Source organism: Halorhabdus sp. CBA1104 (assembly GCF_009690625.1).
GTDB lineage: Archaea > Halobacteriota > Halobacteria > Halobacteriales > Haloarculaceae > Halorhabdus.
In genome coordinates this window covers 742344-755920 of record NZ_CP033878.1, presented here as the reverse complement: position 1 = coordinate 755920, position 13577 = coordinate 742344, and the positions used below count along the sequence as shown (strand labels likewise).

Here is a 13577-nt window from a genome sequence, read left to right as displayed (position 1 = left end):
CGTCCATCCTACTGCCCCGGAGTTCCTTACGATTGTCGGGACGTCGCCGGGAGGCGGGCGGCGACGACCAGCGTCTCACGGCGATCGGCGGCACGTTCGATCCGAAAGCCGGCTCCCCTTAGCTGGTCGACGACGGTCCCAGCGTCGAAGCGCTGGGCAACTGGCGGACCACGCTGTCCGGCCCCCTCGGCCGACCAATCAGCGATCGCGAGTCGCCCACCAGGAGCGAGGACGCGAGCGAGTTCGGCCAGTGCGTTCGAACCCGAAAACTCGTGGTACGTCATCGTCGAGTAGACGGCATCCAGCCGGTCGGTCCGGATCGGGAGCCGACCGGCCCCAGCTGTGACCCGATCGACGTTTTCCGGGATCCCAAACTCCGCGAAGGCCGCGTGCATCGCGGGCTGGAGATCCGCCGCGACGATCCGTCGGACGTGGGGGGCGATCGAACGGGTATAGAACCCTGTGCCACTCCCGAGATCCGCGACAACATCAGCTGGGTCGGGCTCGAACAGAGCGAGCAACTCATCGACAGAGAGATACGCGTACCGGGAGTCGTCTTCGAGTCGCTTCGCCCCGTCTGGATCGAACGTGTGATGGCCCATAGCTCACTATGGGCACACAGACTCAAAAGCCGACGGCCACAACGCCCAGCGGCGAGTCGGGCCACTCCCAAACGGTGCCAGCCACGGCACGGGACAGGTCCTGTCGCGACATTCATATAGACGTGACACGTGGGCTGGCGTATGAGCGAAATCGAGCCACCGCGCAAGCGAACCTGCGAACGATGTGGTCGACAGGAGGTCTGGGACGGTGACCGAGACGTCTGGCGCGCACTGGAAACAGACGGAGATCGACGCCTCGGCCAAGCACACTGTCTGCACGAATGGGATATCAACGGCACGTACAGCCCGATCGCCGAAGGCTGAAACGGGCGTCCGTTCTATTCTCCGAGTGACTTGTTGGCTAGTATTATATTCGGGGCGTTCGTACTGGACCCTATGAGTACAAAGTGTAAGCTGTGTCGCCACCGACTCGACAGGGCGACCCGCACACACTGTACGTGTGGGTGGGCCTTGGACGAAAACTGTGCCAGCAACCACGAATCCTGGTGTCCGACAGGAGATGGCGAGCGGTGGGTCGGCGTTCAGGAAATCTGATCGCCGTCAGTCAGACGGCTGGAATCAGTCCCTGGTCGAAGACACCGATGCCCGTTAGCAGACCGATCGCAAGCGTCATCACGACGATCGCGATCGCCGGCGGATCGACGTGGGTGTCCGCGTGAGCATACACCACTCGCTGGGCGAGTTCCGCGACCAGGCCACTCACAACGCCGAAGACAGCACCGACCAACAACACGAGTTCCGGGTCTGCCCCAGGAAGTGACAGCGCAGCGATGCTCGCGGGGAGTGCAAGATGATGAGTAACGGGGACTGCCTCCTGGCCGGCGACCACAAACAGCAGTGACGCGGCGGCGATCCCGAAGGCAAGATAGTAACTGGCGGTCACGTAGGCGACGTACGCAGCGAAAACGCCGACGACGAGGCCGAGAACGGCCTGTCGCTGCCAGCCGTACTGCTGTGGGGTCCAAGGCTCGACGGCAGGCCGGGCCGTCCCTGCTTGGTCGTCCTCACGGCCTTCCAGGGCCGTTCGGATCTCCCCTCGCTGGTAGGGCGTCATGTCGAGCAGGCCACTCGAAATCGACCCGAATAGCGGATACCCAAAGGAGATCCGGGCGAGCAGTCCGGTCAGGACCACGCTGAACATGACTGGCTCGACCGGCAGCGCCCCGGTCCGGGCCAGCGTTGCGATCCAGTACCCCAGCACGCCGAAGGCCCCACCGGCGAGCATGGCGTCCGATCGGGCACCGATGGCTGTCGAGAGATCCTTCGCGCGGTGGTACGAGAACGACGCGTCTGGCGATCGGTCGCGACCCACGTAGGCGGCGGCCGCGACACCGCCGGCAAAGGCGACGTGTGGACCGAGCGCCGGCCCGTAGCCGATCAACGCAGTGATACTCGTCCCTGCAGGCGATCCAGTTGCCGCTCCAGTCAGGAAGTTCCCGACTTCGCCGACAACGATTGTCAGGCCGGACAGGCTCAGGGCCGCCCGTGCCCCGACGACCGCACCGATCGCCCCGCCGGCGAACGCGACCAAGAGGACATCTGCTGTGAGAAGGCCCGCATCAGCGACCATCTATCGATCCCTCCTGGCGACGATACACCTGCGTGACTGCATTGCTCGAAGGCCACATGCGTCGGTGGACCGCGGCGACGTAGTTAGTAGTGACTATCCGTCGCGTTCACGGGACGTGCCACACCACGACAAACCCGGGCCTCACTCGACGTAGCCCAACGCGTCGAGTTGCTCTCTGGCTTCCTCCCCGACGTCTTCGAGGACGTCATCGGCCTCGACGTCCGTCCACTCGCCGCCGACACCCGCTTCGAAGCGGGACAACGCCGCCTCGAGGGCTTCGATCGCCGGATCGTCTCCCTCGATCACGTCACGCTCCTCGGAAGGATCCTCGTCGATCCGATAGGCTTCGTCCGGGATACACTCGTTGCGGATGTACTTCGCGTCCGGACGACGGCCGGCCCGGATCCGTGAGTCAAAGCGTGAGTTTTCGGGGATCTCGACGCCCGCTGAGGAGGCTTTCGTCTGCAAGTTCCGGTACTCGATGACGGGGAAGTGGTATTCGGCGAACGCGAACTCGCCATCCGTGAACTCCCGATACTCGGCTGACAGCAGCGATCGCGTCGGTTCGAGGTTCGTTCCCAGTGGATCGACGCCCGTCGCGTCGAGAATCGTGTGATAGAGATCGAGGAGTTCGACCTGCGTCTCCTCGTCGCGGCCCGGGTCGACGTCCGGGTGTTTGACGAGCAACGGGACGTTGATCAGTGGTTCGTACAGGGCAAATTCGTGGCTGTAGATGTCGTGTTCGCCGAACAGTTCACCGTGGTCGGCACAGACGACGACCATCGTCTCCTCCCAGCGGCCAGTCTCTTTGAGCCACTCGAACAGTTGCCCGATTTGGTGGTCCATATAGGCGATCTCGGCGTCGTACAACGACCGAATGTCTGCCCACTCCTCGTCGTCGATCTCGTAGGCCCCGGCGTTGTACAGTTTCGTGTCTTGACAGACAGCCGCCGGATCGACGTCGGGCGCGAATTCCTCGCGATATGCCTCAGGTGGATGATACGGCAGGTGGCCATCCATCAGGTTGACAAACGAGAAGAACGGATCGTCGGCCTCGTCGATAAACGACTTCGTCCGCTCGATCGCCCGCGGCGTCTTCGAGTCGCCGCCCTCGCTCTCGAAGTACTTGTGGAAGTAGTTGCCGACGTTGATCAGCCCGGCGACGGCTTTCCGGAGGACGTCGTAGTCGTTGAGTGCCTTCCACCCTCGGGCCAACGGCCCCGAAAAGAAGTCACCGGGCAGTAGTTTGAAGAAGTTGTCCTGCCGTTCGAATCCGTCCGAGAGATGGGTATACGGTGTGATCCAGGCGTTGGAGGTGTAACAAGCGGTATCGTAGCCCGCTGCAGCGAGGGACTGGGCCAACGTCTGCTGGCCCTCCAGGTAGGGATTCTCCTGAGTCGCCCCGTGTTCGCTCGGGTACGTGCCGGTAAACATCGATCCGTGTGAGGGGACCGTCCACGGTCCCTGGGCGACTGCCTCCTCGTAAACCCGAGCTTCCTCGGCGAATGCGTCCAGATTCGGCGTTGTCGGTCGATCGTGACCGTAGACTGTGAGGTGATCCTTCCGGACCGTATCCAGTACCACGAACAGGACATTCTGGGTCCCACCGGTGCTCATCGCCCGTCCAGAGTGGGGCCCACCACTTGAGGCTCGCGATTCGGGTCGCCAGGGCTGTGAAGTTCGACAGGCCAACCAGCCCGTCTCAAAGTGTCGCCGGATCCGCTCCGTCGAGCAAGCCGCGATAGATATCCACCAGCTGTTGGCCGACGCGATCGAGACTGTGCTGTTCGGCTGTCTCGCGGGCATTCTCGCCCAACCGCTCCCGGAGATCGGGGTTCTCGGCCAAGCGCTCGACGGCCTCGCGGAACTCCGCGTCGGTACTGGCCATCAGACAATCCTCGCCGTCAGTGAAATACTCCCGGAAAACGGGGATGTCCCTGAGGACAACTGCCTTCCTGGCTGCCATCGCCTCCAGGACAGCGATCCCCTGATTTTCGGCCTTTGTCGGGAACAGATAGATATCCCCCGCGCCGAAGGCCTCACGGACGTCCTCGACCCAGCCCGTGAAGGTGACGTTTGCTGGCGGATCGGACGTCCAACGTTTGACTGTCTCAGAGGCCAGCGGGCTGGTGCTGTAGGGGCCGAACCACGCAAAGTCGTAGTCTGTCTGCTGGGCCACCCGACAGAACGTCGTCAGCCCCTTCCGCTCGAACACTTGACCGACGGAGAAGACGACGACGCCGTCGAGGTCGTGCTTCTCGCGAGCCGAGGCGCGGAACTTCTCGTAGCCCTCGAGAGCGTCCAGATCGACACCGTTGGTCATCGGACGGATCGGCCCGTCGACGGGATACGATTCGAGCACGTCTTTCGTGTACTCGCTGGGACAGAGTACGAGATCAGCCTGGGAGTAGAACCACCGGAGGTACCACCCGAGGGGCTTGGAGATTTGATTCGACCCGCGGAAACTCTCCTGGAAGTCCTCGCGAGTGACGTGTGAGTGCAGTATCAGCGGAATATCGTGTCGCTTGGCGTGTCTGGCCACGGCGATCGTCCCCGGGCCGACGAGATTGCAATGCGCCACGTCGAAGTCGGTCCACAGCGAGTCCTCACCGAGGTTCGCGAGACCGGCAGTCAGCGGGTTTCGGCCGTCCCACGGGGAGGTTTCGACCGTCACACCCTGCTCTGCCAGCGCTTTCCGCTGCTGGCTGGCCGCCGTCGTGATCCCGCTAGAGCCGAGATACCGCTCGATATCCAGATAGTTGAGCGTGCGCATATGCCTGGCAAACCGGACCGGCGGGAAAACGCTACCGACTCGCAGTTGGGATTGCCCAAGCCGGTCAGTACGCCAGTGATTCGGTGTAATAATCGAGCAGGAGAACCACGATCACGCCGATTGCGCCCGCCAAGACCGTCACCAGCGTGGTCACAGGCGACCACGTCGCGGTGTTATCTAGGACTTCGATAACCGGGAGGCGAAGCGCACCGACCATCAAACTCACGAGAAACGTCAACGTCACGTACCGATAGTTCGCTAACGCCCACTCGACAATGCGTGCGAACACGAGCAACCCCAACAGCGCCCCGACAGCGAACGTAACGACGGTCGCCCCCAGGTCGAGGACGCCGGCCAGCGTGGCGTCACCGGTCACCAGCCCGACCAATCGGTCGACAAAGCGCTTCAACACCGTCGTGAGGTAGTCGTACTGCCCGAGCAACACGAGGAAGAAAGCCCCCGAAACGCCGGGGAGAATCATCGCCGTGATGGCGATTGTGCCGGCCCCGAACACGAACGGCAGGGCATGGGAGTACTCGGCACCGGCGGTGACACCTGAGACGAAGAACGCGAGCCCGAACCCGAGTACTGCGGCCCCGATGCGGCTCGGCGTGGCCACCGACACCTGATCGTACAGTACGACAGCCGACGCGGCGATCAGTCCGAAGAAAAACGCGAACGTCAGCGCTCGCGCGTCGTTCAACGCCACGTGCATCACCCGGGAGACGAGGACGAGCGACGTCAGGACGCCGGTCCCCAGCGCGATCAGGAAGGGGACGTCCATTTTCCGAAGTTCGGTGACGAAGGCCTGCCGGCCACCCGGGCGGTGGAGTCGTCCGAGATGGACGATGGCCCGCGGGTCGAGGGACGCGATTGCCCCGATCAACCGCTCGTAGATGCCAGTGATGAACGCGATGGTCCCGCCGGAAACGCCTGGCACCGAATCGGCCGCACCCATCGCCAGCCCTTTCAGATAGATGGCGATCCAAGCCTCGACGGTGGATGGGTCGTCAGTCCTGCCGTCAGTTTGAGATTGCCCGCTCACGGCTCTCAGAGACCGGCACTCCGTGCGTTCAGTACGGGGTTCCAGGACACTGCCTCGCCAGTCTGTCCCGAGGGCGAATCGTCCGTGTCACCGTCCGGTGACCGAAGAGATGGCGGCGTCAGTGACTCGGAGCTCTCGTTACCCGCGTCGCTGCTCTCGGAGTTGTTGAACTCGCCCAGCACTTGGCGTTCGAGCTCGATCGCGACCGGCTCGTCCTCGACGCCGTTGACCTGGGCTTCCGAGACGTTTTCAGTGGCGGTGTAGCGATAGATGGATCCACTCTCGTTGAACGACGTCTCAGTACTGAACTGATAGGAACTGTTGGCCCGGACAGAGACGTTCGTGTAGCCGTCTTCCGGCCCCCAGTTCTCGTAGCCCTCCGTCGAGTACGGGAGCGTCATCGTGAACTCACCGTTAGCGTCAGTCTCGGCGTGCTGGCGATAGGTGAAGGTCTTGTTTGCGTTGGGCATCTCCATCTCGACGGCTGCGGTCACAGTCGCATTCGATGGCCCATCGCCCTGCACGGTCGCGCCGGGAACCCGCTCGAAGACCTTCGTATAGGAGTTGAACGGCTCACGAGCGAGGCCGAGCGCTCGGATGCCGACACCGGTCTGGTACTGTTGACTCCGCGAGAGGACAGTCAGTCCAGGCTGGCTTGCCATGAACTGCCCGAGTTGGCCGTATCGTAGTCCGACGGTCGGGTCACTCACCTGCACGAGCCGATAGTGTTGCAGGGCACCGACCGACTCACTCGGAATCTTACCGATACCACCGATCTGGGACGTACTGTCGTTGGCGACGAACTCCTCGGCAGCGCTCCGATTTTGGAACAGCTGCACGGTTTGTCCAGTCCCATTTTGACTCAGTTCCGGGAGGGCCACGCCCTGGTAGTCCTGCCAGTCGACGACGACCGTGCTCCCGCCGAGATCGAGACCAGGGACGTCAGTCGGTGAAGCCGCACTCCCGTGGTACCGGTAGAGTCTGACGGCCATCGTCTCGTAGTAGGCCTGTTTCTGGAGTGTGAAATACCGGTTGGTCAGCGACTGACCCTGCTGGGTCTGGACGAGCGAGCGGACGCGCCGGTAGTAGTCCGACTCGTCGGCGTCATCGAGGAAGTTCGGCGGCGCGAAGAACTTCCCCCAGCGATACCCACCGAATCCGCCGTTGGCCGTGGCCATCTTCCAGTCGACCATGACGTAGCGGGTCTGGGCGTCTGTCTCGGACTCACCGACGGCCGCGAGCGCGTCGTCCGCGTCAGTCTCGTTTTGGGCCACGAGGAAGGCAGCAGCTTCTCTCGCATTATGCTGGAAGGGGTTTGCGACCGGAATCCGCTCACCCTCTTGCGTAATCCAGTGACCGTAGTCCCACCAGGACATCACGCCATAGGCGCCATCAGGGTACTCGAAGTCATCCGTCCGCTCGTAGGTACCATAGAAGTCAAGCTGGTCGGCATTACCAGCATCGCCGTAGTTTCCGACCGCTGGCGTCTCCTCTTCGATATAGTCGAGGCTGCTCTGCCAACCGGTGACGCCACCAGGCCCGTTGCTCGCCGATCGACCGATGGCCGTCGTCCCCAGAGCCATCGGGACGACCAACAGGACGATTACGCCCCCGACCACCAACGCCTCGTAGGTCTCGATACCGTCGGTGTCGCTGATCGATCGCAAATACCGGAAGAGCCGTGTCACGACCAGTGCCGTCATGACGGCCGCTGGGACAGTCAGATAGTAGGCGAACCGCTGCTGGGTGAACGTCGCTGCGACGAAGAACGCGAACCACAGTGCGACAAAGAGGTACGCTGGATCGAGTTCGTCAGCGACGTACTGGTGAGCGAGCGCGAGCAGAACGCCGATGCCGCCGACGATCGGGGCGACGCCCAGCCAGGAGATTAGCGTGTCAGCCTGTCCGATGGGGAGCGGCTGGACCTCGCCGATCGTGACGGCCGCATCAGTGTGTGGGTTGAAGGCAAAGCCGACGAACCGGAGGGCCTGCCGGAGGAAATACTGGAAGAAATCCGGGAGCAACAGGGCGGCCAGCAGTACCGCACCGAGGAGACTCCCGAAGACGACGACTGGGTACACCCAGCGCGAGAGGTCGCGCTCGTCCCACGCACGAGCCAGGGCGGAAAGGACACCGACCCACACTGCGCCCGCAATGGCCAAACCAGGCTGTGCCAACGTTCGCGAAATCATCCCGAATCCGATCTCGTCGATCGATGCCAGCGATAGCACCGCTGCGACGAGAAAGATCACTGCCGCAACGATCGAGATGTGTTCCGGACTCTCTTTTCGGAGGTACGTTATCGGGAGTTGGATCGTGACGTACACACCGAGAATGCCGATCAGGAGGACACCGGGTGGCCAAATTGAGATGTACAATCCAAGCGCGACTCCGGCAATCACAGCCCAGCCGAGCGGACGGCGCAATCCGTCCCAATCACGTTCGGTGAAGAGCTCGTAGATCGGCTTCTCCTCTTGGGCGACACGGAGTGCGATCAGGATTGCAAGGACTGCGAGGGCCTGGAAGAAGACTTCGGCGACGTGGTGATCTGAAAAGCCAACGAGACTCCGTCGGAGGAACTCGCCACCGGAGAGGGCAACGAGCACCGCGGCGATGACACCACCGATGCGGCCGCCGACGTGCTTGCCGAGATAGTACGTCGGGATGACGACTGCGGCACCCAGCAGCGCCGGGAAAAACAAGTGGACGAGTCGAATCAAGTGGTCACTCGGGTTTCCAAGTCCGACGATCAGTGCTGTCGTGGCAATGAGTTGATCGTAGAACGTCCCGAACTGCTCGACAACGACTCCGGTGGGGAACTCGGTCCACGGGTCGAACGGCATCGTATTCGGCCAATTTGCGACCGCGTAAGCGACCTCACGGAATTCGTACCACGCGTCGTTGCCGCTGAAGAGCACGTCACCGTTGACGATGAAATTCTCCCAGGTGCGTGCTCGCAGCCAGAACATGAACCCGAACAGTCCGGCCACGACGAAGAGGTGATACCACTGGGACAGCCACCCGAGAGCTTGACCGGCGGTTGTCTCGTCGTCTGGCCATTTTTCGAGTACGCTCATTCGACAGGGACCCTCCGTACGCTCATTACCGTTGGACACTGCCAACGCGCGCATAAGCCTTATGAGTTGATCTCGTTTTTCGAAGGGAGTCCCGGTCACATTCAATAGAAATCGCTTTTAGATGGTGTTCTTCAACGAGAGTACATGTGTCGTCGCTCAATAAGTACCTACCAGATATATGATGACAATATCAGTTCACGAGATGGGTGAGCGCAAAGAGGCATATCTTCTGCGAAAAAGAAGCGGGGTATTGATACGGTGGCAGTGAAAACCGCCTTGTATCTGCAAAATCTCGCGTGACTACTCATGAAATACGGTCACACGTCTATCGTCCACTTTTTGTCGCGCTTGGTCATGTCATTCGCGGGATTCGTCGCGACAATTGTTTTGACGCGGACGCTCGGACAGAGTCAGTACGGGACATATGTCGTCGTGCTGTCCGTGCTGGCGTGGACAACAATGGTCGCTCAATTTGGCCTCCCACAGGCGATAAAAAAGCGAGTCAGCGAGACGAATGAGGGCAACTATGTTCTTTCCGGTGCAGTCGCACAGTTCGGGCTCTACGCACTTCTCGCGGTCTGTCTCTGGATAGGACAGTCATACTTGAACAACTTCATGGGTATCCAGGCTACGTGGGTGCTCATCGTGATGTTAGCAGTCCGTATTGCAATAGTGCTCGTCCAGACAATATTAGACGGACAACATCTCGTTCACATATCTAGTATCTTGATCCCCGTAGAATGGACAAGCCGTAGTATCATCCAGGTCGCGCTCGTTCTCTTGGGATTCGGGATTGGAGGGGCTTTCGCGGGGTACGTCGTTGGTGCGTTCGTGGCCGCACTAATCGGTTCGTACTTCATCACGATTCCATGTGGATTGCCGTCTAGGAGAGAGTTTCGTCGATTAAAGTCCTACGCCCAGTTCTCGTGGCTCGGTTCAATTACGAACAGGATGTTCCAATCAATGGATACGATAGTTCTCGCTGCGTTCGTTTCCCACAGTTTTATCGCAGTATACGAGGTTGCTTGGAACCTCGCTTCGCTGTTCGCTATTTTTGGAGCGTCTATATCTCGGACGCTCTTTCCAGAAATGAGCCAGATCTCCTCGGAACGCAAATCAAAAGCTGAAATTGCTGGGCTTCTTCGAGTCAGTCTTGCGTACTCGGGATTATTTATCATTCCCGGCCTCGTAGGAGCGGCCTTGGTCGGTGATATTGTGTTAACCATTTATGGGCCTGGGTTCAAGACCGGGTACTACATTCTACTGATCTTGACGTTCTCACGTCTCTTGTATGGGTATTCGAGACAGTTCCTGAGTACAATTAACGCTGTCGACAGGCCGGACTTGACGTTCTACGTGAACGTCGCGTTTGTGAGTAGCAATCTCGTATTAAACGTTGGTTTGGTCTGGCAATTTAATTGGTACGGGGCCGCAATTGCCACGACGATATCTTCCACGATGGCGCTACTTGGTGGATACTACTATGCAAATCAGATTTTCGATCTTAACATTCCCTTTGAGGAAATCGGTAAGCAGTGGTTGGCAGCTGGGATCATGGCTGGTGCCGTATTCGTTGGACGCGAACTCCTTGGGGCCTCGATCCCGGTCGTTATCTTCCTCGTTGGCGGTGGTGCTGTGATTTACTTCGTGGCATTACTCGTTCTGTCTGAAAAGTTCCGGGAAACAGTTGATGATAACCTTCCGTTCGTCCTTCCACTACTGGCTTGGAGGTGATCGGTCGGCTCAAGCAGAAAACGCCTCTTCGACCGCCAAGCAACAAATTCGACAAAAGCGAGAAGATAGCTGAATTGTTCTATCATGTTATTCTTCTAGGTATCCTAATGCGGCTAGATCCTCCCGGAACTCGCGTTGATCGACATCTGCTGCTACTTGAATTGGTTCGAAATCGCGAGTTAGTTCCTTCTCCAACTGCTCGTATTCCATGTCTGGCACCTCTTCAATTGGGATCTCTTCTTCGACGTTGGCAAGCCGTGTAGTGATCTGGTCGTCATTCCGCGCGATTAATTTGTACTCTTGACCACGAACGCCCTGGATATCATCGCGATAGTTCGGAACTTCGGTATAAACGTAGTCTGCTCCTTTTTCAGTGATATCGAAAAGGCCGCTTCCGTCGACAATCGTTTCACGTAACAGCCGAAGTGGCGCCTGTCCGTTTACGTTAGTGCTTGGTCTGTCGGGATGATGTACAATAAGCGGAACGGCTATCATCGTATCCCAGAGTTCATCCGCGTGACCGAACTTCCCGAACTCGCCGAATCCCTCGCCGTGATCGCCGGTAACAACTATCATGGAGTGTTCTAATTCGCCGTCTTCGCGGAGTTTATCGATAATTCGGCCAATCTGCTCGTCAACGTACCGGACCGTACAGTCGTATACGTATTCCATCTCCGGGATGTCTTCGTCAGTAATTTGCTCTTGGGCACTGCGGGTTTTCTGGGAGAGCTGTTTGATGTGTTTCTTTGAGTACGTTCGTCCGAATTTCTTCTGAATTCTCTTGGGAGAGAGGTAAGGGTGGTGTGTGTCCATATAGTGGACCCACAGGAACCGCTTGTCATTGGTACCGTCCATCCATTCCAGTGCTCGGTCAGTGATGTTCTCAGCTGCTTCGTTTCGCAGGTAGAGACTTCGACCGAGATATTCCATTGCAAGGTTGTTCGCTTGACCGGCCAGATTCATCAGCGGCGTATCTTCAATGAGATTGCGGACGTAGAGTCGCCAAGCCCCTCGATTGTTTTCTTTTCTTGCTTCCGGGCTCACGTCGTCGAAGAAGTCAAATCCTCTGTCGATGTTGTATCGTCGAGACGTGAAATTGTTGTGGCTGAGAGCGGCAGTGGCGAAACCACGATTCGAGAGTTCTTCCGCGATCGTGAGCGGTTCTGACCCGGGAGCAGGCAGACCGTACTCGTCGAACTCAGATGGGTACTTGCCTGTGAGCATTGACGGAATCGTGTCACGAGTAGATGGCCCGGGCGCGACGCCAGGTTGGAATTCGAGAGAGTTCTCGGCGAGTTCGTCGATTCGAGGTGTGAGTGGTTCTCCATTTCGAGTAGCGCCGATTCGATCGAATCGGAGAGAGTCCGCGGACAACAAAATGATGTTGTCGAGAGCTTCCGCAGGAGCGGAATTTTTCGTATCCGTCATGTACTGGCAATCTCGGGTACCATAGTTAGCACTTTTGACTCATAGGCTGAGACGAGAAGCGCCTTTCAGGGCGTTATGTATTCCCGAGGACATCTGTTCGAAACCAGTATCGCTTTAATCGTCTATGGATATCGTTCAACAAACGATGGGTAGTTCGTTCACGGACTGGATTGCCGAACACAGTGAGCAGATTCAGTCTGATCCTCTTCGAGGCCTATTTCACGCGGTGTTTACAACGTACCTGGGACTCTGGTACACGGTAACATCGCGATGGCCGCTAGGGACGCATATTTACGACGAAGACTGGGACCTGCTCGTCGTTCTCGACGCTTGCCGCGTCGACGTCCTCAAGTCAGTCGCTGACGAATACGACTTCATCGAGACGGTGGACTCTCGGTGGTCCATCGGTAGCCATTCGCACGAGTGGTTGACGAAAACGTTTTCCGAAAATTATGCTGACGCAATCAAAAACACGGCGTACATAACTGGGAACGGACACACCCACGAGACGTTTATCGATCGAGAATATCCGCCGGACGAGACGGTACCGTTCTGCTGGCCGAACTGGCGGTCGGTCGGAACCGAGGACTTCGGTCAACTCGACATGCTCTGGGAGACTGCACATCAAGACGAGCTTGGAGTGCCGCCGAGAGCGATCACGGATCGAACTGTCGAGGTTGCCCGGCAATCCAACTTCGACCGGCTGATCGCCCACTATATGCAGCCTCATATTCCGTACATTGCTGGCGCGCTTGCAGAGGATCGATCTCCGACTGAGGTGGAGGCAAGAGGGTGGAAGCTACTCGAATCGGGTGACGCTGACCACGACGAGGTTTGGGAGCTATACAAGGAAAACCTCCGACTCGTCCTTGATGAAGTCGAACTTCTGCTGGAGAACGTTGATGCTGAGAACGTTGTCGTAACGGCAGACCACGGTAACGCGTTCGGGGAATATACGATCTACGGGCATCCAGAGGGGATGCTGTTGCCGTGTGTGAAGAAGGTTCCGTGGGTGGAGTCCTCAGCGAAGGATACTGGAGCGTACGTCCCGTCCGGAGAATATCTCGATGATGATGTCGAAATTACAAATATTGAGGATCACCTTCGAGATCTCGGGTATGTTTGATCGCGACAGTGTGTTGTGACGAGAGCGAACCAAATATCATCCAGTAGTTTCTTTGTCTTCTCAAGAAATGAGCTTTCGAGATTTCGTGGAAACGTCAAAAGAATGGATTGATGAAGAAGGGGTTCTTGGGGCTCGATATATTCTCGATCAGGCGTGGATGGGTGTGCTCCGCCGAGCCTCGCCACTGTTCGAATCTGGAAC

The 13577-nt window shown here is 58.7% G+C and carries 10 protein-coding genes; 3 read left to right on the top strand and 7 right to left on the bottom strand.

The genetic code is table 11. The features are described 5' to 3' along the window. Positions 1-26: 26 nt before the first annotated feature. Positions 27-602, bottom strand: a complete 576-nt coding sequence (locus tag Hrd1104_RS03940) for a class I SAM-dependent methyltransferase (RefSeq protein WP_154551529.1) — start codon at positions 600-602, stop codon at positions 27-29. A gap of 141 nt (positions 603-743) precedes the next feature. Between Hrd1104_RS03940 and Hrd1104_RS03935 the strand changes: the two genes are divergently transcribed. After that, complete coding sequence (locus Hrd1104_RS03935) at positions 744-926, top strand: HEWD family protein (RefSeq protein ID WP_154551528.1); 183 nt, start codon at positions 744-746, stop codon at positions 924-926. Positions 927-1167: 241 nt separating this feature from the next. Here Hrd1104_RS03935 and Hrd1104_RS03930 read toward each other — a convergent pair whose 3' ends face one another. The 5 genes from Hrd1104_RS03930 to Hrd1104_RS03910 all read right to left on the bottom strand — a co-directional run bounded on the left by Hrd1104_RS03930 (position 1168) and on the right by Hrd1104_RS03910 (position 9088). Beyond that, positions 1168-2193: a hypothetical protein gene (locus Hrd1104_RS03930; protein ID WP_154551527.1), complete on the bottom strand. Its 1026-nt coding sequence runs from the start codon at positions 2191-2193 to the stop codon at positions 1168-1170. A 141-nt stretch (positions 2194-2334) separates the two neighbouring features. Continuing rightward, entirely contained in the window at positions 2335-3810 is a 1476-nt protein-coding gene (locus Hrd1104_RS03925) for a sulfatase (RefSeq protein WP_154551526.1), read from the bottom strand. An 85-nt stretch (positions 3811-3895) separates the two neighbouring features. Further along, positions 3896-4966, bottom strand: coding sequence for a glycosyltransferase family 4 protein (locus tag Hrd1104_RS03920; protein WP_154551525.1), 1071 nt, complete (start codon positions 4964-4966; stop codon positions 3896-3898). A gap of 64 nt (positions 4967-5030) precedes the next feature. Beyond that, positions 5031-5924 (bottom strand): DUF368 domain-containing protein, encoded by an 894-nt coding sequence (locus Hrd1104_RS03915; protein ID WP_154553186.1) that lies wholly within the window; start codon positions 5922-5924, stop codon positions 5031-5033. 92 nt (positions 5925-6016) lie between these two features. Beyond that, complete coding sequence (locus Hrd1104_RS03910; RefSeq protein WP_154551524.1) at positions 6017-9088, bottom strand: oligosaccharyl transferase, archaeosortase A system-associated; 3072 nt, start codon at positions 9086-9088, stop codon at positions 6017-6019. A 306-nt stretch (positions 9089-9394) separates the two neighbouring features. Here Hrd1104_RS03910 and Hrd1104_RS03905 point away from each other — a divergent pair, with 306 nt between their 5' ends. Further along, a complete protein-coding gene (locus Hrd1104_RS03905) occupies positions 9395-10822 on the top strand; it encodes an oligosaccharide flippase family protein (RefSeq protein ID WP_195837626.1) in 1428 nt (475 codons plus the stop codon). Between the two features lie 87 nt (positions 10823-10909). On the opposite strand, the gene Hrd1104_RS03900 is transcribed toward Hrd1104_RS03905, so the two are convergent. Continuing rightward, positions 10910-12250, bottom strand: coding sequence for a sulfatase (locus Hrd1104_RS03900; protein WP_154551523.1), 1341 nt, complete (start codon positions 12248-12250; stop codon positions 10910-10912). A gap of 145 nt (positions 12251-12395) precedes the next feature. Here Hrd1104_RS03900 and Hrd1104_RS03895 point away from each other — a divergent pair, with 145 nt between their 5' ends. Beyond that, complete coding sequence (locus Hrd1104_RS03895; protein ID WP_154551522.1) at positions 12396-13376, top strand: hypothetical protein; 981 nt, start codon at positions 12396-12398, stop codon at positions 13374-13376. Positions 13377-13577 lie beyond the last annotated feature (201 nt).